Raw genomic sequence first — 22,616 nt, forward strand, 5'->3', positions numbered from 1 at the left:
GCGATCAGGCCACCGCCGACGTCTCGAAACTGGCCTCGAGCCAGGCTATTGCGCCGGTCACGTCGTCGAGGGCATAGTTTGCGGCCGTCGGTCCGTTCGGCTTCACGCGGATGGAGATGCCGCCAATTTCATTGATCGCCTCGAAACCGTGTTCGTCCGACGTATCGTCTCCGAGGAATATCGACCGCCGGCCGACAAACGGCGGAATGTCCATGAAACGCCGGATGGCAGCACCTTTGACGGCTTCCAAAGGCATGAGCTCGACGCCGGCGTTTCCCGGAAGCACCCGATACCCCTTCGGAAGCCGGGCCAATGCCTGTTCGACGAGCTGGATTGCGGGTGCAAGCAGTTGCGGTGCTGCTCTTGTATGAACGGCAAGGACCGGCCCCTTGCGCTCGACATAGACCTTGCCGCTGCCCAGTTCGGCCTCGATCTCGTCCGCAAGGGCGGCGATGTCGGCCGGCGCGTCGGCGGCATCGATCGGACCGCTCGGCGTCAGCCGGTGCTCCAGCCCATACAGTCCGGCGATCCGCAGCTTCAGCGGATGGAACAGCTTGTCCACGGCGGGAATCGATCGGCCGGTGATGAAGGCGACCGCACCATCCAGCCGCCGCTCGATGCGTTCGAGCAGATTGCGCAATTCCTCGCCGACGAACACCACGTCGGGATGGGCAGCGTGTTCCAGCAGGGTTCCGTCGATGTCGAGGAAGAGCGCCCATTGCCCTTCCGACAGGTTCAACGCCGGCGGTTGTTCAAAGCTTTTCACGACGCTGCCTTCCGAGCCCGCTCGAACATCGAGATGACGTTGTTGGTGTTCGATGGCGGGCGCTCGCCGGTTCCGGTCACCCTGTCGAGATCGCCGCGTTTGCGCAGGCGCGCGGCGTCCAGCAGCATACTGCCGGCCCAGCGGTAGACATTGTTGTCGCGGACCATCTCGCGCATCGGCCGCAAACGTTCGCGCTGCTCTTCCGGCGTCATCGTCAGCGCCTGCAACAGCGCCTCGCTCATCATGGCCGCATCGTAGGGGTTGACGATCAGCGCCTCCAGCAGTTCGCGCGAGGCACCGGCGAAGGTGCTGAGCAAAAGCACGCCCTGTTCGTCGTCGCGCGCTGCGACGAATTCCTTGGCGACAAGGTTCATGCCGTCATGCAGACTGGTGACCATACAGATGTCGGCGGCGCGATAGACCTCGTAGACCTGCTCCTGCCGATGATGTTCGGCGACCATCAGGATAGGGCTGTATGTCTCGCTGCCATAGCGCCGGTTGAGCTCCTCGGCACAGCGGCGGCATTCGTCGTGGAGTTGCTGGTAGGCGGGCAATGTCCCCCGGCTCGGCGCGGCGATCTGCAGGAAAACCACCTTGCCTATCCATTCGGGATATCTCGTGAACAATTCGTCCAAGGCATGGAAGCGATCGAGAATGCCTTTCGTGTAGTCGAGGCGCTCGACGCCAACGCATAGTTTGGTATCCGCAGACAGGCCGAATCTGTCGCGCACGCTGGCGCGGCACTCCTCCACAGACGGCAGTTTTGCCAGCAATTGGGCCGGCCATTCTATGGAAATGGGATAGGCGTGGACCAATGTGGTCTGCCCACCATAGGAGATTGCCGCGTCTGCCCGTTCGATCCGGCTCTCCAGAAAGCGGTCGACACTTTCGGTGAAGTTGTTGGCATGGAATTGGGTATGAAAGCCGATGATCGAACTGCCGAGCAGTCCTTCCAGGATCCGCTCACGCCACGGACAGATGCTGAACACTTCCGAATTGGGCCAAGGGATGTGCCAGAAGGTAATGACTATCGCGTCCGGCAGGCGCTGGCGAATCATGCGTGGCAGCAGCGCAAAATGGTAGTCCTGCACCAGCACGATCGGCCGTTCGTTGCGGGCTTCGGCAACCACCGTATCGGCGAATTTGCGGTTGACGGCCTCGTAGGCGTCCCAGTCCGAGGCGCGAAACACGGGGCGGGTGAAGGCGATATGGCAAAGCGGCCATAGGCCCTCATTAGCGAAGCCCAGATAATAACCCTGATATTCCTCCTCCGTCAGCCAGACCCTGCGCAGCGTGTAGGACGGATTGCCTGGCGGCACCTGCACCCGGTCGTCCTTGTCGACGGTGAGGCGGTCTGCCGTGCCGCCGCCATAGGCGATCCAGGTGCCGGCACAGGCGCGGGTGATGGGCTCGAGTGCCGAAACCAGGCCGCTGGCCGGCACCAAAAGTTGGACCCCGTCATCCTTGATGTTGTGGATGTAGGGTTCGCGGTTGGACACCACGATGACCTGTGCGTCCGGCAGGTCGTCGGCCAGGATCTTGCGCAAAGTGTCGGGCGACCATGTGACCAGTGCCGCATCGGCCGACTGGCCGTTCTTTTCGAACTCGCGCAGCACCTTGCGTGCCGCTTCCGACGCGACATCCTCGCTCGGCGTGTATGCCGCCGCCGTTGCGCGGCCGCGACGCTGGCGGGATATCGACAGGAGAATGGCAAAAGCGGAAAAGCCAAAACTTGCAATCAGCAAAACCCAGAGCAGGTTTACAGTATAATCTGACATGGAATGTGATCTCGCCTCCGGCTGGCCGATAGCCGTTTTTTATTTGTTTTCTGGTTCGCCGCCGTATGACAACGACAACGTCCGCCGCCCATTTTTGCAACGCACAAAGAGGCTATCGGTTCCGGACGATTGCAATGCCGCGCGTCATTTTCGATGCGCCGCAGCGCGGCGGTATCAAGTGCGCACGATGAGCGGCACCATCCCCTCATACCGATCGGCGAGAAAGGCGACGACCCGGTCGCCGACACGCTGGAATGTGAGGTCGACCACTGTCGAGCCGACACCTAGATGCCGCAATGTCAGCGTGTCGATGCCGATCGGCAGCCTTGGGCGGGTGACCCGGATTTCGCTGTTCCAGCCGTCGATTTCGAGCCCAAGGCAGGCCTGCATCAGCATAAAGGCCGATCCCGCCGACCAGGCCTGCGGCAGGCACGCGACGGGATAGGCGATGGGCGCTTCGCCCGGCGACCGGGTAAAGCCGCAGAACAGTTCCGGCAGCCGCATGTTGAAATGGACAGCCGATTCGAACGTGCCGCTCATCAGCCTGACTACGCTCTCGCGCACCCCATAACGTGCCAGGCCGGCACCGCATATGGCGGTGTCGTGCGGCCAGATCGAACCATTGTGGTAGGACATCGGATTGAAGAATATCGCATCGTCGGCCAGCGTCCTCACTCCCCAACCAGAGTGGAACGACGCAGAGAGCAGCTGATCGGCGACCATCTGCGCCCGTTCCGGCTCGGGCAGCCCGACAAAGAGAAGATGGCCGGCATTCGACGTCCGTACCTTGCAGAGCTCGCCTGCACCATCGATCGCCAGTGCATAGAAATTGAGATCGTCCATCCAGAAATGGCGTTCCACCGCGGCGCGCATGGTTTCGGCGCGTTCCTCCCAATGATCGGCCTTGTCGTCCTCGCCGCGGCGGCGGGCGAGCGCCGCCAGCCCACGGAACGCGGCAAAGACGTAGCCTTGCACCTCGACCAGGGCGATCGGCCCCTTGGGCATGCGGCCATCGGCATGGAAGACGGAATCGAAACTGTCCTTCCAGCCCTGGTTGGCAAGGCCGGTCTCGGCGCCGCGCTGGTAGGTAACGAAGCCGGTCGCGCGGCTTGTCTCCTCCGTCCATTCGGCCGCTGCACAGAGCGATGGCCACAGGCTGTCGACGAACGCCATGTCGCCGGTACGATCCGCATACGCGCAAGCGAGATGAATGTAGAGCGGCGTGGTATCGACGCCGCCGTAATAGCGGCCGAACGGGAGCTCCCGCAGTGCCGCCATCTCGCCCTTGCGGGTCTCGTGCATGATCTTGCCCGGCTGCGAATCGCTGAACGGCGACGTTTCGGTCGCCTGATGCTGGGCGAGAAAGGCGAGTACGCCGCGCGCCAGCCCAGGATTCAACCACAGCATCTGCAGTGCGGAAATCACCCCGTCACGGCCAAATGCCGTCGAGAACCAGGGTATGCCGGCATAGGGGTAAGGTCCGGTTGAAAGCTCGGTGGTCAGCAACGCCACGTCCGCGCGCGCGCGTTCGATCCAGTCGTTGAAGACGCGGCCGGAGCTGTGCACCGTCGCGCCGTGGCGGCGTTTGGCGCGCATGCCGAAGCGAGCGCGGGCGGCGGCAGCCCGAAAACGGTCGCGGTCGGGTGTCTCCGCCACTTCCGGGCCGACCTCGATATAGAGGACCTCGCTGCTGCGCTTCGTCACCGCAACCAGGAAATCCGCGCGGCTGGCGGTCAAATTGTCCGGCGCCTGCGAGAACGAGATCGCCGACAGGCGCACGAGCTGGTCCAGCCCGTCATATCGAAGCACCACGGATGTCGGACTGGTCTCGGCGGCGTGGGCTATTCCGCGCTTGAGCCGGGTCGAACCGCGCACCTCGAACATGTCGCGGAAATCTGCTGCGAAATGCAAGGAAACCCGAATGGCCGACGATTCCTGGCTGTAGTTGGAAAGGGTGATGCGCTCGAACAGCCGGTCCTGCCAAAGCAGCCTGACGCGTTCTATGTGGATCGCGCCCTGCGGAATGTCGCGACCACCGACACTCTGGATCGGCAGATTGGTCAGGTTCGAGGTGAAAAGCACATTGTCCTGGCTGAGCGAGGCGCCGAGCAACGACATTTGCCGGCCACCGACCGTCAGCCGGAATTCCGAAAGCACACGCGTGTCGTCTCGGAAAAAGCCATCGCCGGCGCCGCGGATGTCGCCATAGGCGTCGGCCACCGCGAAGCAGTCGGCTTGCTTGAGGGCGAACAGCCGGTGCGGCTCCCGGGGCGCAACCTCGTCGAGGGAGGCAAGGGCTACGGCGGGATCAAGCTTACGCTCGTCGAGTTGATTCATACGTCACAAGCTCTGTCGTTTCGTTCCAACGTCCACAATAACGCCGATCAGGACGCTCTCGCTTCACCGGGAGTACCGATCAGGCGCGCATAGGCAGCCACATAGTCGTGGGCCATTCTCGTGGCAGAAAAACGGTTTTCGAACACGGCTCTCACCTGTCGCCTGTCGAGGCGCAGCAATTCCGGTATCGAGGTGACTGCGGCATCGACCGTATCGACAAGGAAACCGGTCACACCGTGGTCGATGATCTCCGGCAGGGCACCGCATTTCCAGGCGATTACCGGCGTGCCACAGGCCATAGCCTCTATCGCGGCAAGACCGAACGGCTCCGGCCAATCGATCGGAAACAGCAGGCCGGCCGCCTTGCCGAGGAATTCCGCTTTTCTGTCCTCTTCGATCTCGCCGATATAGTCGACACGGTCGCCGTCGATCAGCGGCTCGACCGTGTCGTGGAAAAAAGGGCGGTCGTCGTCGCCGATCTTTGCTGCGAGCTTCAGTTTCAGCCCGGAGCGCAAGGCGATCTCAATGGCACGCTCCGGGCGCTTGTCGCGCGACAGCCGGCCCAGAAAGGCCAGATACGGCTCGTCCACCTCCGTCTCGAAAGTCGGCTTGTACATGTTGATCGGTAGCCCGTGATGGATGGTCGCCAGCCAATTGGCCCTGGGTAGCCCGGTTCTCTGGCTGCGCGAAATCGAGATCATCGGAAAGCGCGGAAAATGTTCGTAGGCCGGGGCCAGGTCGACATAGTCGAGCCTGCCATGCGGTGTCGTCACCGTCCGGTCGGGCATGTGTTCGAAGAAAGGAAAATGCAGGAAGTGGCTGAGATGGAAATGGATGATGTCGAACTGTTGCGCACGGCTCCTCACCTCGGCGAGCATCGAGAGATGCGCCGCGGTTTCGGATTTGTGCGGGCGCGGATCGAGACGGAGCGCACGCTCGCGACACGCCACCAATTTCGCCGACGTCTTGGTATCGCCACTGGCGAACAGGGTCACGTCATGGCCAAGCTCGACCAATCCTTCGGTCAGATAGGAGACGATGCGCTCCGTCCCTCCATAGAACCGGGGTGGCACGGATTCATGGAGCGGCGCCACATGGGCTATTCTCATGTTTTGGCATTTCCCTCAAAAAGACTGCTCGTGGCATCGAAATGCATCAGCCGCGCTAACGTTCCCGTACAATGGCAAGATGTCACCCAATTGGGGCAAGATGTCACCCAATTGGAGCTGCCGGGCGCGTCCACCGCTGCTCGTCTCGTGCAGCCAACATTTTTCAGGCCAAGCCCTCTTTTGCCGGGAACCAAAGTCGGGTTCGCGAGTTTAGTGGGGTTCGATCGCACGCATCCGGTCGACGGGGAGGAAATGATGGACCGCTTGCAATTCTTTTCGCCCGTGCGGGTTTTGCGCGGACAGGGACAGCCTGTGGAGGAGATCGACAGCGTTGCCGAAGCAATGGCATTCTTGCGAAAATGGCCGGCGGGGCGGCGCGGGCCGGTTTACCAGTGCGCCGTGAATTGCTGCGCTGCGGCCATGGCCGGCCGGATGTCGGCCGAGGAAGCGAGAAAGGCTTTTGCCGGCTTCGCCCGGATCACCCGCCTGCTCGAGGGCGATCGGCCGTTGCCGATGAGCGGCGAGGATCGGCATCGCGATCACGCCTTGAGGCGATAGCGCCGACTGCCGCAGATGGTCCGAGCAAGGGTGGCATTCAGCCGGAGCGCCCGATCGGCGACCGACGAGCAGCGCCGGCAAGGTGTCGTAGAGCGCTGCCCAGTAGGGGGCGTAAAACTCACGCCGGTATTCCGGCACTATCCAGTAGACTGCGGCAATGGTCGTGAGCGTAACGATGAAGCCGATGAGCTTGCGCACGACACGCTCGACTTCAAGCGCTCGCATCGGCTTCGCCTGCAATCCCGTTGAACGCCTTCGAAACGTCTGGAAATAAGCCGTGTCGACCGCGATCATTGCTGCAGTAGTAGCTGCAATGACAGTCATGGCCTGCAAATGCACAGGCCAGCTTCTGTCGGCGAGCATCGCGACGGTGAGCGTAAGACCAAGCAATCCTGCAAGGTCGGTGAGGGGCGCGGTCGCCGATTTCGGTCGGAGCGTCATACTACTACTCCCGTTGTCGTGAGGATCGATCGTCGTTGCCGGCCGCGTGGTCGCCGCCACGGTTCAACTCGAGTGGCGCCGCCACCGGAGCCGCTTGAGCAGCCGCTACACTCCGCCGCTGCCGTTAGACCCGCCGCTGCTTGTTCCGTCGTTGCCGCCACTGGATCCGCTGCTGCCGCTCGAACCGCTGCTGCCGCTCGAACTGGTGGTGCCGCTTGAGCTGCTGGCGCCGCTCGATCCGCTGCTGCTGCTTGAGCCGCCGATGGGCCCCTTGTTGACATTGTGCGGGGAGGGATGGTTGTTAGCGCCCTCGCTTACATTTTCGCATGTGCATTTGCGCTGATATTTGGCGCCGAAGGCACTGCCTTCATTGCTCGCCTTCTGGCAGACCAACCCATGGCAAATCAAAGTCGCTTCGGTTGTCTCGGGGGTAAGCCCGGTGATGACTATTGCGGTTGTCGTGGCCGCCATGGCCATGATCGAGAACCGGAGTAAATTCCGAAAATTTTGCATAGATACCTCGCTTTCTGACGCCTCGCTTCTCGGGCCCGCGCCCAAGCTTCCTGATTGTCGAGTGGGTGTTTGCAACAAGGCCGCACACGGATCGCTTACGCCTCAGCGATCGGGGCTCAGGGGCGGCATAAAAAGTTGGACGAAGCGCAGACAATGGTGCCGCATTGCGGTATTTCGACCGGAAAAGGCCAAAGATGCACTTTTGGGGGAATGGATAATGTCGAAACGGCTTAGACTGGTGCTGGGAACGGTCGGCGCAATTGCCGTCGCCATTGTCTGGGGGATCGTCGCCACGTCGATGGGGGTGCCATCGATTCTGATCACTGTAGGAGCGGTCGCGATCGGCGCGGGCATCTACACCTATGTCGATCGAAGCCGAAGCTGATCCGGTTATCAGGCTACGGGCATAGCGCAAAAATCCCACGGTCGCAGACTGTCTGTGGCAATGCTCAGTGTACGAAAATTACCAACGACAGCGTTCTGTGGAACGAGTGGCCTGCCGAAGCTATTGTGGTGGCGGTCCGAGACACCCCCGCCTCGGGTCATTGGCTCACCCAGCCGAGTGGTCCGCTGCTACCCAATGGCAGCGGACCTTCATCCGGAGGACAGACCCGGAAGACGGACATTGTGCCGAATCGAGGGAGAACGATGGTCGTTGACGAGATTGCCGCGCGGCGCCTGAAAATTCTGCTCGAGCAGTACATGGAGACCAGCAAGAGGCGCCACGATGCGGTTTCCACCGCAGCGGCTGAGATCGCGATCAGGGCCGTCATGCCGAATTGCCCGGCCTCCGGAAAAGCCCTGGACGACATGATTGCGGCATGTGCGTTCGAACACGGGCTGGGGGTACTGTTCGATCGACCTGACGCATGAAGGCCTAAACGCCATGAATCCCAACGCCAAAATCGCACGGTGCTGTCGTGCACAAATCCGACGCTGTTCCTGAGACCGCTTGCGACTAGATAAACCAACCAACCGGAGCAGGCATGCCGAGATATTTTTTTCATTTCCGAAACAATGACGGCCGCTTGACGGAAGATTTCGAGGGGCAGGAGCTGGATGGCCTGTCTGCCGCCCAGGACAACGCCATGGCTTCGGCCAAGGAAATCCTGGCCGAGGGTCTGCTCAGCGGCAGCCCGGTCCTGACAGGTCTTTCCTTCGAAATCTGCGACGAGAACCGGAACCTGCTTTTCCGATTTCCATTCTCGGAAGCTGCCGAAAAGGCTGGCACTCGGCCGTGATTCGCCGAAGGCCCCGCGATGCGGGCGAGCTTTGATCGAGCCTGGCTGAAAAACCGCATGTCGCGGCAAGACGGTCGTTGGTGCAAATCAGCACCATAGGCAAATTAGTAGCATAGCTGCCGGCACAAAGCAAGAACAAATATGGCTTGCCTTGCCGACGGGGGCATTACTTATGTCCCTGCGTGGTGCCGGCCCGGGCTATCGTGCGTTTCAGGAACTCGAGGGCAGGCACGGGTAGGGGGCGCCAAGCGACGTTGCCATTTCCAACCCATATGTCGATTTGTCGGGCCGGGTGTTCGTCAACTTACCGAAACGTCTTCGCAGGATGCTGTGATCAGGAGTTCCTTTCTCCCGCGGTTGCGTTTACAGGACGCTCAGGACAGTGTCGTTTGCGCGCCAGCAACTGGACCGAGTTAGGCCGGGCGCACAGTCCCCCTCCGTCAAGGTAACCAGTCCGGCGCCGTTTTTGGAGAACAATGATTTGTGGTGGTCAAATAAGCAAAAGAGATTCAAGGGAACGTGGGACGACCGACTGGACGGCCTATTCTCAGCAGAGGTCGACTACGCCGGGAAATCCATTCTCGATGTTGGCTGCAACATGGGTGTTGTCGCCTATGAGATATCCAAGCTAGGACCGAGTTCGATCCATGGGATCGACATTCTCAAGCCGCATATCGAGACGGCCAGGATGATCTTCCTGGGTTGTCCGGTCCAAAGCCGGTTCGATTGTCTCGATCTTGGCAGCCGGAAGCTGCAAAATGTTCTCCAACCGCAATACGACATCGTCATGCTGCTGGCAGTCTACCACCACATGCAGTGGAGCCTCGGCGCGGACAAGGCGCGAAGCGTGCTGTGCGATATCGCCGGGCGTGCTCAAACGATCGTTGCCCGCGTCCCTCCTGGCAAGGATAAGGAGATGATCGCGGTGCTTTCGGATGTGGGCTTTTCAATCAAAAGCAATCACACATCGCCTCTTGGAAGCCATCTCATGGTCCTCGCGAAACACTGACCAGGCATAGCGCGGCCGACGACGAATGGCGCAAGAGCCGCGTGGCTGGGGTCCGCTATGCTCGGATGCGAGGAACCGACGGTCATAGGCCGATGACGTGCAAGGATCCGGTTCGGCATTGACTGCGGTCGGGAACGAAGCCACAGACAGGTGATCGAAACCGTCTCGCGCTTCAAGATAACGCGAAGACCGGACGGGATCGCAACGGGCGGCGACGAGATGATTACAAAGAAACGAGTGTCAACGGCCCCAGCATATCCGCTGATCAAGCGTCTGATTGGCGAAAATCTGCCGCCGCACAAGATGCTGTATGTGACAGGTTTGCTGTGCTCGATCGCCGCCGCTGCGGCGACCGGCGCGGCGGCCTGGATCATGAAAGTCATGATCAACACCATCTATGTCGAGCGAGACGCCGCCGCTGTATCGGGTATCAGCGCCGTCATCATCGGCATTTTCTTGGTCAAGGGCATAGCTGCCTACTGCCAGACCATCACGACGGGAAAGATTCGCCGGGCTATCGTTTCGGACCTGCAAAACCGGCAATTTTCCCGAATGGTGTATTTCGACATCAGCCGTTTCGCGAACCAGCATCCGGCAAAATTCATCTCCAAAATCATGTTCAACGCGCGCGCCGGGGCGACCGTTATTCTCACCCTCACGAGCAGCGCCGTCTCTGATCTGCTGACCCTGATTGCCTTGGCCAGCGTCATGGTCAAGCAGGACCCGGTGATGTCGCTGATATCCGTGGCGGTTCTGCCGATGCTGTTCCTGTCAGTCGGCGCGATAACAAGGAAGCTCAAGGCGCTGGCGAGGGGCGAGACGGAATTGGCGGCACAAGTCCAGTCGATCGGCACGGAAGCCGTCGAAGGCATCCGCACCATCAAGTCCTTCCAGCTCGAGGACAAGGCCGTTGCCAGCTTTGCAAAGGCCGTCCGCAAGATGGAAAGACGTGGCATCCAGATCAACCGGACGTCAGCATTGATGAGCCCATTGATGGAGACCGGCGGCGGCGTGATCATCGGGCTTTTCGTTATGTACGCCAGCTGGCAGACCCTCGGCAACGGCAAGACGCCCGGCGAATTCATGGCCTTCATTACCGCGTTCCTGCTTGCCTATGAGCCTGCCAAGCGGTTGGCCCGGGTCAATGTCGACATCCAGAAGCAAATGGTCGCCGTCGAGCAGATGTATGATTTGATCGACACGCCCGAGCAACGGCGACTCGCGATTGCGGGCGAGCGTCTGACCGACGTCGATGGTGGTATCCGCTTTGAAGATGTGGCCTTTTCCTATGACGGCAACAGCCCCGCGCTCGAGGGTGTTTCCTTCGACGTGCGACCTCGTGAGAAGCTGGCGATCGTCGGCCGCTCCGGCGCCGGCAAGACCACCATCGTCAATCTGATCCTGCGCCTGATGGAGCCGGACAAGGGCAGGATCCTGATCGACGGAAAGGACATTTCGAAGATCAGCCTGGCCGACGTTCGCGATAACATCGCACTGGTATCCCAGGACGTCTTCCTGTTCGAAGGCTCGATCCGCGACAACATTCGCGACGGCCGCCCGAATGCCACGGATCAGGAAATCGAGTCTGCTGCGAACCTCGCCCGGGTCACCAGCTTTGCTTCGGCGCTCGAAAACGGGCTCGACACGCTTGTCGGGCCAAGCGGCACCAACCTGTCCGGCGGCCAGAAACAACGCGTTGCCATCGCGCGCGCCCTGCTCAAGAATGCTGCGGTAATCGTCTATGACGAAGCGACATCCGCGCTTGACGGTGAAAACGAACGGGCGGTTATGGAGGCAGCCTTCGACAACACATTTCAGCGCACGGTGATCTGCATTGCGCACAGGCTGTCTACAATCAAGGCGGCCGATCGTATTCTCGTGTTTGACGCCGGACAGCTCGTCGATTCTGGAACGCATGACCAGCTTGCCAAGCACAGCGAGATATATCGTTCGATATTCCACCTGGAGACGCCCGATCCGATGGTCGAAAGCGGCAAAAAGCTGCGGCAGAGCGTATTGCGCTGAAGGCCGATGACCAGCTTTTATCACGGTTCCTATGTCCGGTATGTGATTGGTGGACTGGGCCTTCAGGTGCGCCGGTACAAAAAGGCGGTGCGCAGGTTGTTTTTCAGTCCCAAGCAGCCTCGTTCCATTCTTGAGCTACAGGCCAAGGTTGAGGCCCTGATCGTGCGCAGGGACTGGAAAGGCCTTGAAGCCGGTACCAATGAGATGGCTGTCACGGCCGATCATAATCGCGACCCGGAGCTGATGCAGAAGGCGGGCCAGGCGTTCGAACGCCTTGGCAACTTTGCGCGGGCAGCTGAGCTTCGGCTTTCCGCTCGCCGGCTGCGGAAAGGGAAGAGCGCCAACGAGTGGACCGGCGAGAATCTCGGATCGGATACACTGCTGATCGATCTTGTGGAGGATGACCCGCGCAGCCTTGGCCGGGTTATCCGCCACGCGCGACTGGCCGGCGCTGCCGCTGCCTATGCCCAAAGCGCAACAATTCGGGTCGAGCCGCGCCTGGTATCAATTCTGCAGCGAACGTTCCCGAAGGCGACCGTGGTCCCGGCGCAGCGGGATGTGGTCGGCGACAAACACGCGACTTTCGAAGATCTCGCCTGGGTGTTCGGACGCGACGCCGAAAAGCTTGCTGCCGACTTCGTACCGCTGCGGGCAGATCCTGAACTCGTCGAGGCATTCCGCAAGCGCTATCGCTCGATGACGGATCTGCCGCTGGTCGGTCTCTCCTGGGGCAGCAAGTCCCACACCAAGGACGTGCCTGATTTTCCTGAATGGGCACGGTTCATCGCCCAGACACAAGCGACATTCGTTTCGCTCCAGTACGGACAGATCAAGCCGGCGTTGCGGCGCCTTCGCAACGGCAACGACGCGCGTCTGATCTTTGACGACAGTGTCGACCAAATGGTCGACATGGACCGTTTCGCCGCACAGCTCGCTGCACTCGATGCTGTCCTGACGATCAGCAATACGGCGGCCCATCTTGCCGGAGCTCTTGGCGTGCCGACTGTTTTCCTCATCGACGATAATTTTCAGACGGCATGGCCGGTGACCGGCGACCGGACACCTTGGTATCCGAAGGGCATTGTCATTCGCAAGGAGGGGCGCCCTTGGTCGCTGGTGCTCGACGAGGCCGGCCGGCGGCTCTCGTCGATCCTGACGACGCTTTCCGACGCTCCCCGAGGACGATAGAACATCGCCGTGCAGAACAGACGAACCATCCTTCAGAAGGCAAAAACCGCCGATCTGCGCCCGCAAGGCGCCGTCGGCAAGCGGCTGCAGAAGGTTCTCGAGCGGGCAAAGGAACTTCTTAGACGTCCTTCGCGCCACGCCGACGAAAGTGCCGAAAGGCATATGAGGCTGATGGAGGAAAGCGTGCAGCGTGGTGACTGGCAAACTGCTCGCGACCATGCACTGGCGCTTGGCGTGCTTGGTGAGCAGCTTGGCGATCTCGGCCTGATCAAGAAAGCGGGGCGTGGACTGAGGCGTCTCGACGGAGGAAATCGCATCTGGCAGTTGATGGCGGCGAGCAAGCAGCTGCGCGGCAGGCCCGATTGGGATGGCAGTGATCTTGCGGGTCGCACGCTTCTCGTCGATCGTCGCGAAGGCGACCTAGCGATCTTTTTCCAGTTCGCGTCTTTGCTTGGTCCAGCAGCTGCGGCTGCCGGTCGATGCATCGTTTTCGTCGAGCCCCGACTGGCACCGCTTTATCGCAGAACATATCCTGCGCTCGATGTCAGGATTGAAGGGGAAGAGGACATGGCGGCGGTGGACGCCGATGTCGTTGCCGGTTTCGAGACACTCGCAAAGCATTTCTGGCCGGACGACCCGGCGGCACGCGCGCCCTTCGTTCCGCTGGAGCCGGACCGCCGACTGGTTGCCGAGCTGCGCGGCACCTATCTCGATGGCGGCCCAGGTCCCCTGATCGGATTTGCCTGGGGAAGCCTCAACAAGAGCAAGGATCTGCCGGCCTTGGACGATTGGCGGACGCTGTTCAGCAGCCTGCCGGGGCGCCTCGTCAGCTTGCAATATGGCGATGTCGGGCCGGCCCTCTCCGAGTTCGAGCGCCACGCGCCGGGGCGCATCATCCATGACGCTTCCGTCGACCAGTTGACGGATATGGACCGCTTTGCCGCCCAAATTGCGGCGCTGGACGCGGTGGTGACGATCAGCAATACCGGCGCCAACCTGGCCGGAGCGCTCGGCGTGCCGACGATTATCATGCTCGACGACGGGTTTCGACTGTCCTGGCCTGCCTTCGGCGAGACCGTCGCCGCATATCCGAGCGTTCGACTGGTCAGAAAAGGCGGCCGAGCCTGGGCGTCGGCAGTGCAGGAAGCAGGCGGACGGGTCATGCAAATCATCGGCGGAGCTGGCGATGGAAGGTAGCCTACTTCTCGGCCGGTTGCGCCGCGCTGTCGCGCTTGCAGGCTACAAATACAAGGTCTGGTTCCGACGTCACCGGCGGCAGCTCTTTCTTCGCTGGCGCGACGGCGACATTGCCGATCAGATGGCGGATTATCGGCGAAGCGTCGAGTCCCGCGATTGGCCGGCGGCACTGCCGAAAGCCCTGGCTCTTGGATCCATTGCGAAGTCGAGGGGCGAGGTCCACCTGATCGACGAGCTCAGCAAGGCGCTGATGCGGATGGGCGCTTATGGCGCAGCCGCCGAACTCAGGATCGCCCGACGCCACATCGTCAACGGCCGCGTCGATGGCGAGTGGCTGGGCCAGGATATTTCTGGCCAGACACTGCTGATTGATCTGATGGAAACCGAAAAGCAGGGTCTGGCCACCGCGATCCATCATGCGAGTTCCGTCGGCTGTGCCCTGGCGCGCGCCGCCCGCTCGATCGTGCTGGTCGAGCGCCGCCTGGTACCGCTCTTTCAGCGCACTTTTCCGACCGCCGATGTGCGGCCGGTCGGCGCTGGCGGCAAGGCCGCCTATGCCGAGGCGCAGGCCTTCGCCGGCGTCCAGCATCTGACTGCCGTTTTCGAAACCGACGAGGCGACGATCCGCGAGCATTTCGTGCCCCTTAAGCCGGATCCGGCCCGGGTCGCTGAACTTCGCGCCCGCTACCGGAAGGAAGGATGGCCGTTGGTCGGTATCGCATGGGGCAGCTCCAATCCCGGCAAAGACCTGCCGCCGCTTGCCGCCTGGCGAAACCTGATCGGCCGACCGGACCTCCGGTTCGTCTCGCTGCAGTACGGCCAGATCGAGACCGATCTGAAGATCCTGACCGACGGTGAGCCGGAGCGCATTCTTCATGACAGATCGGTCGATCAGCTCGTCGACATGGATCTTTTCGCCGCGCAGGTTGCCGCGATGGACGCCGTGGTGACCATCAGCAATACCGGAGCGCATCTGGCCGGCGCGCTCGGCATCCCCTCGGTTTTCATTCTGGGCGACGGCTTCAAGCGCTCCTGGCCGGTCGAGGGCGACCGCACGCCCTACTATCCATCGGCCGTGCTGGTCTCGAAACGGGAACGCCCCTGGTCCGTGGTGATGGGCGAGGCCGAGTCCATTCTGGCGCCATGGCTCACAAAAGTGAGTGGCTAATGCATGTCGTCCAAAAGCGCGTCACTGAATACGCTTCGACGCGATGCGCATTAAGGAGTTCGGCCGACGGACCGCGGAATGGAGCGCCCGTGTCGAACAGTCGTCGCAACAGGCCAAAAAACATAAGGCATTCCGAACCGGGATATAGTAAAGGCCAATTCGCCCCGCAGAGGATCGCAATTCTTGCTGGCATTTCTGCCTTGTGTTCGAATTAGCCGTAGGCTTAGGCGCCCAGTAATGGGGTTGGTCTGGCCGGCAGCGGTTCGGGCGCCAGCTCTGATAATCTAAAGGAGGTCTCTCCATGTCCTTTCTAAACATGTCCTTTCTAAAATTTTTCCAGGCCAAAGCGCCGCCTCTTCCTCTTATCGTATCCTTTCCAAAATCGGGGCGCACCTGGCTACGTGTCATGCTGGACGATCTCGGAGTTGAAGTTCAATACATTCACGACGGAACCGACCACAAGTTACTTCGACCGATATCGGGCCTCAAGGAGAATAAATCTCGATACAAGAAGAGAAGAACAATAATGCTTGTTCGCGATCCAAGAGATACGGTGGTCTCAGGGTACTTTCAGGTTCAGAAGCGCCACATGCTTCCAGCGGGATCGTTCAGCGATTTTATCAGAAGCGACAATCATGGGATTGAAAAGATCATCAGATTTAATCTGCATTGGTTCGCGGCCATGCCCCGGATGCGCGAAATCCGGTATCTTCAATATGAAGATATGCATCGGGATACGGCTGGTGTCCTTCGCGCGATCCTTGGATTCCTGAACCAGCAGGCTGACGATCGGACGCTTGTCGAGGTGGCGAACAACCGAACGTTCGACAAGATGAAAGTGAGTGAATCGACCGGTGATCTGTCCGATCGATACGGCAAGATATTACAGCCGCGCGATGCGAATGATCCCGAAAGCTTCAAGGTGCGCAAGGGCAAGATAGGCGGTTACGGCGAATATCTTTCCGAGGACGACGTGGCCTATTGTGACGAGCAGTTGGCTAAGTTCGAATATTGGGAGAAGCTGGACAAGGTTTTTAGCACGAACGGCTTGTGCTACGCTCGCGTCGATAACCGCGTCCGGGTCGCCTTGGGTTAGGGAGCATTGCCGACATGGTGATGCGGACCGGATTCATTTGCGGCTGCGGCCATAGCGGGACGACGTTGATTGCGACGATCCTTGCGTCGCATCCCAACGTCTACCTGCCGCTCCAGGAAACCAACATTTTCTTCAAGTGGACGCCACTGGCCATGTTCCGCTTCTGGAAACTGAAGCGGGCGGCGCTCGATGCTGGAAAGAACGTGCTGCTTGAAAAGACACCGCGGCATATCCGCCGTGTCGCCCGCATTCGCCGGCTCGTGCCCGGCGCGCGTTTCGTCATGCCGGTGCGAGATGGGCGCGACGTCGTAGCGTCCCTGATCAAACGACTTGGCGACCCAACGGAGGCTCTCGACCGCTGGATCAACGACAATGCGCTGGTTCTTGCGGAACGGGGAAAGCCGGATGTGCTGATCTATCGCTATGAGGACCTGGTCGAGAATCCCCCCAAAGTCGTCGAGCAGATATGCGGCTTTCTCGATGTAACCTTCAGCCCGGATCTCCTCGACTATCACAAGAACCCGCAGCAGTGGTTCAAGCCGACCGACGCCAGCGGCGAGACGCCGCATGCGGTGCTCCGGAACCAACAGGTCAATCAGCCGATCTATGACGGGAGCGGAAGATGGCGCTCCGAACTTGGAAACGCCGAGCTACAGGACCTGGTCCAAGGACGAGGTGCCCAGCTTATGAAAGCATTCGGTTATGCATGATGTCGGTTCGGCATCTGCTTGAAATGCCGTCTACCAATCAATTTTGTCGATCAAACCCGTTTTGAACAGGCTGTGAGCTCCTTCGTACAGCATTGACTGTTCGCTCATCGCGCTGAGAGCGGCTTTACCGCTCGATACCTCATGATACTGGCGATATTTGGAAGCGCCGTTCCAATACTGACCTTCCGCCACCGCGACCTGCGCCTTGTCGTTGAAATCGGCGAAGAACTTGAAATGAAGCAGGCCAGCCAATCCCTTTATATAGTTTCGCCAGTAGGGCAGCGGTGAGTGAATCGACGTAAAAATCGTCTGGCGATCAACATATATCAGAGGAAACTTGGTCAACTTGTGCTGCCTGGCGAAAAGCCGGGTTCTCGGGCCGCCTGTGATCTTGAGATGCCGGGGGCTCCTCGTCACCTCATAGCCGCTGCCGTCGAAATGGTCCGCAACTTGCCATGGCGGCACGATGGGATCGAAGGGTACGTCCCAGATGTTTCCGCTCGGATACATGTCGATCATCGGCGCCAGCAGGCGTGTCATTCCGCGCCGCTTGAGCCAGTCGGCCATCGCACCGAGCGGATGCTGATCCATACCGTCATAGACAAGATATTCGTCCGCATCCACGGTCAGATACCAGCGAGGCTGACCATAGATCTGCACAATCCGCTGACGCCAAAGGTTTCCCAGGTCCGACTGCGAATAGGTGATCGGCGAGCTGAATAGATCGACATCTGGCTGCTCGGCCAGAAGCTCAGCTGTTCCGTCTGTCGAGCGGTCATCGAGGACGGCGAATCTGGTGACGCCGAGTTCGCGATAGTGCTTCAGGAACGGGCGTAGCCTGTCCGCCTCGTTGCGGATGACGAGGATCAAAGGCAGGTCATTCGCTTTAAGGGGCGTTATCGGCCGCAGCGATGACACTTCTGCCCGTCTTCCGAAGGTGTGTCTCAGCCGATATATGGCGGTGTCGGTAATCGTCCGGCGGACAATGGCGGGCCAGGTTGCTTTGCTCAAGCCATCGATTCCCCTCATGGCGGTCACCGCCCGGCTGGAGCTGGCGCTGATCCGCTGTTTGCAGTTAATTTCTACATGCAGCACCGTTAGGCAAATCGCAAGCAGTTGCGGACAATGGACACAGGCCTGTTCTGAGTTCCGGCGGGTGAGCTTTCCAAGTGTTGCCGATGCGAGCTGGCCTCTATAGACATCGTCAGATGGCAACAAGGCCGGAGCCCAGACCCCATGTACGCCGGCATTCGTGGCACCGAAATTCAATTCGACAGGCCGCTCCTGTTCGTGCGCCAGCGTTATGCGCCTTTCGGTGGCGGCGAGATCATGTTGGAAAACATCATGGCCGCATTCGCCGCGCGTCAGCGGCGGGTGGCCGTGCTGTCCGGCGACTGGCCGCGTTATGAAGGCATCGAGTTCATCCATTGTGCCGGCCGCCGGTTTCCGCGTTCGCTGCGGGCGACGTCCTTTGCTCAAGCTGCCTGCCGCAAGATCGCCGAGATGCCGCCGGCGCTGGTGCAGAGCAACGATCGCCTCCCGTGCTGCGATGTCTTCCGGGCCGGGGAGGGCGTTCATGCCGCCTATCTTGCCGAGCGGCGGCGTTTCGAGACGCGGCTTGGCAGGGCGGCAATGGCGCTGAGCCCCTTTCACCGCCAGACGCTGCGCCTTGAACGTGCAACCTACGCCAGCCCGAGGCTCAAAGCTGTCATTGCCATTTCGAAGATGGTGGCAGAGGACATTGTCCGTCACTACGATTATCCGGCGGAAAATGTGCACCATATTCCCAACGGGGTGGATCTCGACCGCTTCAACCCGCAGCTGCGCCAGCAGCATCGGGCGACAATCCGCGCGCGGCTCGACGTCGACGAAAACAGGCCGGTCGTCCTGTTTGTCGGCTCGGGCTTTGCGCGAAAAGGACTTCTTGCACTGATGAAGGCGGTCGCTAGGCTCGATGGCGAGCCTGAATTGTGGGTCATCGGCCATGATTCGCGCGCCAACGCCTTCAGGCAGGCCGGTGACAGGCTCGGTCTCGGCGCACGGCTCAAGATGCTGGGGCCGCAGAAAGACATGCTGCCGTGGTACGGCGCGGCCGATATTGCCGTGCTGCCTTCCATCTATGATCCTTTCGGCACAGTGGTCATCGAAGCGATGGCCAGCGGCTTGCCCGCCGTGGTAAGCACCGGCTGTGGAGCGCGCGAGCTTGTCGAGCGGTTCGAGCCGACGCTCGTTTGCGATGCGGCCAGCGAAAGCGACCTCGCTGCAGCGCTCGCGCACGCGCTGCAGTTGTCGTCACGACCTGAGACCGCAGCCCGGGTGAGAGCGGCGGCCGAACACTATGATTTCAATGTCATGATCAAGCGAATGATGGCGCTGTATGAAGGCCTTGATCTGAAATGATTTTCGACTTTGTTGAATTAGGTTAGTACCCTCAGTGTGCTAACGGGCCGGGAGCCGATGCTGCAGATGCATTCGAATGACAGTGGCAGCTTTGATGCCGGAGCATTCTGACCGTGCCGGCGCTCTCGGTCATTATCATCACCCGCAACGAGGAGGCATCCATCGCGCAATGCCTTCGGTCGGTCCATTTTGCCGATGAGATCGTCGTTCTCGACAACAACAGCAGCGACAGAACCAGGGAGATTGCCGGTGCTCTGGGAGCAAAGGTTCTGATGACCGTTGATTGGCCCGGTTTTGGTGCGCAAAAAAACCGTGCGCTGGCCGCGGCAACGGGGGATTGGATCCTCTCGCTGGATGCCGATGAGTGGGTGGAGGCGCCGCTCGGCGCGGAAATAAGGGCCGCAATCGCCGACCCAAAAGCCAATGACGGCTTCGAAATACCGAGAAGATCGCGCTTTTGCGGGCACATTGTCCGCCATAGCGGCTGGTCGCCCGATCTGGTGCTCAGGCTCTTCCGTCGCCGCTCCGGGCGGTTCAGCGACGACACCGTGCACGAGAAGGTATTGGTGAACGGGAAGGTCAGCCGATTGTCCCGGCCGATCGAGCACGATTCCATTACCGACTTGGCAGATGCCCACGACAAGATCGGCCGGTACGCAGAAGCGTCCGCCGCGCAACTGCTTGCCGAGGGCAAAAAAAGCTCGATAGGCAAGGCGGTTTTGCGCTCGGTCTGGGCCTATGTGCGCAGCTATATTTTCCGGCTGGGATTTCTGGACGGTTCCATTGGTGCGATGGTGGCCGCGTATTCGGCCAGCTACACCTATCAGAAATGGGCCCGTGTCGCATTGGGAATGCGAGGCCCAGTCCACCCAAAAAAGCAACGCTGAGGCCAGGACAAATCTGTGAGAAACCGGCTTGGTTGACCGCAATTGTTGCCGAGCCATCGCCAACTAGTTAGTGTACGACCGTAAAAATCGAAAGCCAGGGTAGTGAATATGACTGATGCGTTTAGGGTATTTATCGGATGGGACAGCCGTGAGCCGATCGCGTACGACGTCGCGCGACACTCCCTGCTCAAACATGCGTCGGCGCCTGTCTCCGTCATTCCGATCAAACAGGACGAGATGCGTGCCCGCGGGCTATATTGGCGGGAAAAAGATCCGCTCGCCTCAACGGAGTTCACCTACACGCGCTTCCTCACGCCCTTTCTCGCCGACTACACGGGTTGGGCCCTGTTTTGCGATTGCGATTTCCTGTGGCTTGGTGACGTCGCAGGCCTGCTGAAATATACGGACTCGGACAAGGCGGTCTATTGCGTCCAGCATGACTATACGCCGAAGGCCACAACCAAGATGGATGGTGTGGTCCAGACGTCCTATCCTCGGAAAAACTGGTCGTCGCTGATGCTGTTCAATTGCGCGCATCCTTCGGTCAGATCGCTCACGCCAGAGGTCGTGAATCAGGAAAGTGGCGCCTATCTTCACCGAATGCAGTGGGTTGCCGACAAAGATTTGGGCTCATTGCCGGTAGAGTGGAATTGGCTCGAAGGCTGGAACGAAAAGCCTGCGGTCGGCACACCTAAGGCGGTCCACTATACCAGCGGCGGCCCGTGGTTTGCCGAATGGCAGAATGTCGACTACGCCGATTTGTGGATAGCAGAACGCGACGAGTTCCTGGCTTCCGAACAAGCGGAATCTTCGCAGAGCGCCGTTCGCTAAGAACATCGTGTTTGGCAGGTGACCTGGGCGCTTCCGAAAGTGGCATTGATTTTCGTGTCGCCAAGGGCGCAGCAACCAGCCGTCAGGCGCTGGGCGTCGACAACAATGCGTGTTGCCGCCTGGGGGCGGGACCGGGGCAGATTGCGCCTACGAATCTGGCGGCTCCGGCCGGGTAAACATGCCGCGCTGAGATAAGGATCAGCTCGCGGCAACATGATCGGTTTGGGGTCCGTCAGCTCTTTCATCGGCCTAGCCGGCACGCGAAAGTCGACCATGCCGTCACTGCGAAGACGCCTCGATCGTTTCCTGGAGAACCGCGGGCCTAAAATACCGCGGCTGCAGCTGAACCATGTCGAGCGCCTGGCGCTGGTCCGTCGCCACGGTGATTTTTCCCTTGCCTATTCGACCGCCGTGCAGAAGGGGCTTCACTACTTCGGCGATGCCCAGGGCTACATCGCTTACGGCAGCAAAACGCGACATCATTTCGCGCTCGGTGATCCAGTGGCTGCCCCGGCCGATCGGCGCGACTATATCAGACGTTTCATCGAGGTTGCCGGCAGCCCGTGGTTCGTGCAGATCGGCGACCAGACGGCGCGCGTGCTTGCCGGGCTTGGCTATCAGGTCAACCGCCTCGGCGTCGACACCAGGCTTGTCCTGCCCAGACACGACTTTTCCGGAAAGCGCAATGAGACAGTGCGCTATTCCGAACGCTGGCTCTTGAAGAAGGGTTTTTCCTTCGCAGAGGACAACGGGACTGTCTTCCTCGACGAGATTGCCAGGCTCTCCCAGAATTGGCGGGCCGACCGCATCGTCAAGCGCTGGGAGATGAGATTTCTCAACAGGCCCTTTGCCGATCACCTTGGCGTCGATATGCGCCGTTTCGTCCTGCACGGTCCGGATGGGGAGCTCGTGGCCTTGCTGGATTTCGATCCGCTGTTCAGCGACGGCAAGGTCATCGGCTACACCACCTCGTTCAAGCGCAAGCATATCGATGGCTCGGCGCATGCCGAGATCGGCCTGACCAAATTCGCGGTCGACCGCTTTCGCGATGAAGGTGTTTCCGTCGTCACCCTAGGCCTGTCGCCGCTTGTCGAAATCGGACCTAGCGGGTTTGCCGAAAGCGATTTCTGGCGGCACGCCTTCCAGCGTGCCTATGACTCCCCCTGGGTCAATCGCACCCGCTTCAATCTGCAGGGGCAGGCGGCCTTCAAGCGCCGGTTCCATGGTGTCGAAGAGCCGACCTATCTTGCCTTTCGCAAGGGGACCTTTTTCGAAGCGCTTTCTCTGCTCCGGCTGATCAGGGCCGTCTAGTGCCTAGTGACTGAGCGCTCGTCGTCTCCTAGTATGGTCGACCTCACACCG

Annotated in this window: 21 protein-coding genes; 16 read left to right on the forward strand and 5 right to left on the reverse strand. The window is 60.3% G+C overall.

All coding sequences use genetic code 11. From position 1 onward, the window contains the following. Window positions 1-4: 4 nt before the first annotated feature. The 4 genes from otsB to NKI58_RS23070 form a co-directional block, all read right to left on the reverse strand. Window positions 5-766: a trehalose-phosphatase gene (gene otsB, locus NKI58_RS23055; protein WP_352785182.1), complete on the reverse strand. Its 762-nt coding sequence runs from the start codon at window positions 764-766 to the stop codon at window positions 5-7. After that, window positions 763-2,544: an alpha,alpha-trehalose-phosphate synthase (UDP-forming) gene (locus NKI58_RS23060; protein ID WP_023674969.1), complete on the reverse strand. Its 1,782-nt coding sequence runs from the start codon at window positions 2,542-2,544 to the stop codon at window positions 763-765. The genes otsB and NKI58_RS23060 overlap by 4 nt, the downstream gene beginning before the upstream one ends. A 174-nt stretch (window positions 2,545-2,718) precedes the next feature. Beyond that, complete coding sequence (locus NKI58_RS23065; RefSeq protein WP_352785178.1) at window positions 2,719-4,881, reverse strand: amylo-alpha-1,6-glucosidase; 2,163 nt, start codon at window positions 4,879-4,881, stop codon at window positions 2,719-2,721. A gap of 47 nt (window positions 4,882-4,928) precedes the next feature. Further along, window positions 4,929-5,990, reverse strand: coding sequence for a glycosyltransferase family 4 protein (locus NKI58_RS23070; protein WP_352616111.1), 1,062 nt, complete (start codon window positions 5,988-5,990; stop codon window positions 4,929-4,931). Between the two features lie 255 nt (window positions 5,991-6,245). Between NKI58_RS23070 and NKI58_RS23075 the strand changes: the two genes are divergently transcribed. The 12 genes from NKI58_RS23075 to NKI58_RS23130 all read left to right on the forward strand — a co-directional run bounded on the left by NKI58_RS23075 (window position 6,246) and on the right by NKI58_RS23130 (window position 17,136). Continuing rightward, the gene (locus NKI58_RS23075; protein ID WP_084640966.1) at window positions 6,246-6,548 is read left to right on the forward strand and encodes a DUF982 domain-containing protein; all 303 of its coding nucleotides are present in this window, start codon (window positions 6,246-6,248) and stop codon (window positions 6,546-6,548) included. 535 nt (window positions 6,549-7,083) lie between these two features. Continuing rightward, window positions 7,084-7,332 (forward strand): hypothetical protein, encoded by a 249-nt coding sequence (locus NKI58_RS23080; RefSeq protein WP_352681174.1) that lies wholly within the window; start codon window positions 7,084-7,086, stop codon window positions 7,330-7,332. Window positions 7,333-7,359: 27 nt separating this feature from the next. Beyond that, the gene (locus NKI58_RS23085; RefSeq protein WP_352826627.1) at window positions 7,360-7,887 is read left to right on the forward strand and encodes a hypothetical protein; all 528 of its coding nucleotides are present in this window, start codon (window positions 7,360-7,362) and stop codon (window positions 7,885-7,887) included. A gap of 263 nt (window positions 7,888-8,150) precedes the next feature. Continuing rightward, window positions 8,151-8,375: a hypothetical protein gene (locus NKI58_RS23090; protein WP_023674975.1), complete on the forward strand. Its 225-nt coding sequence runs from the start codon at window positions 8,151-8,153 to the stop codon at window positions 8,373-8,375. Between the two features lie 113 nt (window positions 8,376-8,488). After that, complete coding sequence (locus NKI58_RS23095; RefSeq protein ID WP_023674976.1) at window positions 8,489-8,743, forward strand: DUF6894 family protein; 255 nt, start codon at window positions 8,489-8,491, stop codon at window positions 8,741-8,743. A gap of 466 nt (window positions 8,744-9,209) precedes the next feature. Further along, window positions 9,210-9,752, forward strand: coding sequence for a class I SAM-dependent methyltransferase (locus tag NKI58_RS23100; protein ID WP_352785169.1), 543 nt, complete (start codon window positions 9,210-9,212; stop codon window positions 9,750-9,752). 237 nt (window positions 9,753-9,989) lie between these two features. Next, window positions 9,990-11,777: an ABC transporter ATP-binding protein gene (locus NKI58_RS23105; protein ID WP_352785166.1), complete on the forward strand. Its 1,788-nt coding sequence runs from the start codon at window positions 9,990-9,992 to the stop codon at window positions 11,775-11,777. Between the two features lie 6 nt (window positions 11,778-11,783). After that, entirely contained in the window at window positions 11,784-12,965 is a 1,182-nt protein-coding gene (locus NKI58_RS23110; protein WP_352785163.1) for a glycosyltransferase family 9 protein, read from the forward strand. 9 nt (window positions 12,966-12,974) lie between these two features. Beyond that, window positions 12,975-14,162, forward strand: a complete 1,188-nt coding sequence (locus NKI58_RS23115) for a glycosyltransferase family 9 protein (protein ID WP_352785160.1) — start codon at window positions 12,975-12,977, stop codon at window positions 14,160-14,162. Beyond that, window positions 14,152-15,330 carry a glycosyltransferase family 9 protein gene (locus NKI58_RS23120; protein ID WP_352466247.1) on the forward strand — a complete coding sequence of 393 codons (1,179 nt, stop codon included), beginning with the start codon at window positions 14,152-14,154 and terminating at the stop codon, window positions 15,328-15,330. The genes NKI58_RS23115 and NKI58_RS23120 overlap by 11 nt, the downstream gene beginning before the upstream one ends. 301 nt (window positions 15,331-15,631) lie before the next feature. Then, complete coding sequence (locus NKI58_RS23125) at window positions 15,632-16,426, forward strand: sulfotransferase domain-containing protein (protein WP_084640957.1); 795 nt, start codon at window positions 15,632-15,634, stop codon at window positions 16,424-16,426. Window positions 16,427-16,440: 14 nt separating this feature from the next. Then, window positions 16,441-17,136: a sulfotransferase family protein gene (locus NKI58_RS23130; RefSeq protein WP_352785155.1), complete on the forward strand. Its 696-nt coding sequence runs from the start codon at window positions 16,441-16,443 to the stop codon at window positions 17,134-17,136. A 30-nt stretch (window positions 17,137-17,166) separates the two neighbouring features. On the opposite strand, the gene NKI58_RS23135 is transcribed toward NKI58_RS23130, so the two are convergent. After that, on the reverse strand, window positions 17,167-18,564 hold the full coding sequence (locus NKI58_RS23135; protein WP_156937290.1) for a glycosyltransferase family 2 protein: 1,398 nt from the start codon (window positions 18,562-18,564) through the stop codon (window positions 17,167-17,169). Here NKI58_RS23135 and NKI58_RS23140 point away from each other — a divergent pair. The 4 genes from NKI58_RS23140 (at window position 18,481) to NKI58_RS23155 (ending at window position 22,565) form a co-directional block, all read left to right on the forward strand. Continuing rightward, window positions 18,481-19,536: a glycosyltransferase family 4 protein gene (locus NKI58_RS23140; RefSeq protein WP_210164203.1), complete on the forward strand. Its 1,056-nt coding sequence runs from the start codon at window positions 18,481-18,483 to the stop codon at window positions 19,534-19,536. The two genes, NKI58_RS23135 and NKI58_RS23140, sit on opposite strands and share 84 nt — an antisense overlap. A gap of 113 nt (window positions 19,537-19,649) precedes the next feature. Continuing rightward, entirely contained in the window at window positions 19,650-20,423 is a 774-nt protein-coding gene (locus tag NKI58_RS23145; protein ID WP_023674986.1) for a glycosyltransferase family 2 protein, read from the forward strand. A gap of 108 nt (window positions 20,424-20,531) precedes the next feature. Beyond that, the gene (locus tag NKI58_RS23150) at window positions 20,532-21,254 is read left to right on the forward strand and encodes an LPS glycosyltransferase (RefSeq protein ID WP_023674987.1); all 723 of its coding nucleotides are present in this window, start codon (window positions 20,532-20,534) and stop codon (window positions 21,252-21,254) included. Window positions 21,255-21,527: 273 nt separating this feature from the next. Next, complete coding sequence (locus NKI58_RS23155) at window positions 21,528-22,565, forward strand: phosphatidylglycerol lysyltransferase domain-containing protein (protein ID WP_023674988.1); 1,038 nt, start codon at window positions 21,528-21,530, stop codon at window positions 22,563-22,565. The last annotated feature ends 51 nt before the right edge of the window (window positions 22,566-22,616 follow it).

Origin of the sequence: Mesorhizobium sp. M0522, assembly GCF_040321085.1 — a bacterium.
Taxonomy (GTDB): domain Bacteria; phylum Pseudomonadota; class Alphaproteobacteria; order Rhizobiales; family Rhizobiaceae; genus Mesorhizobium.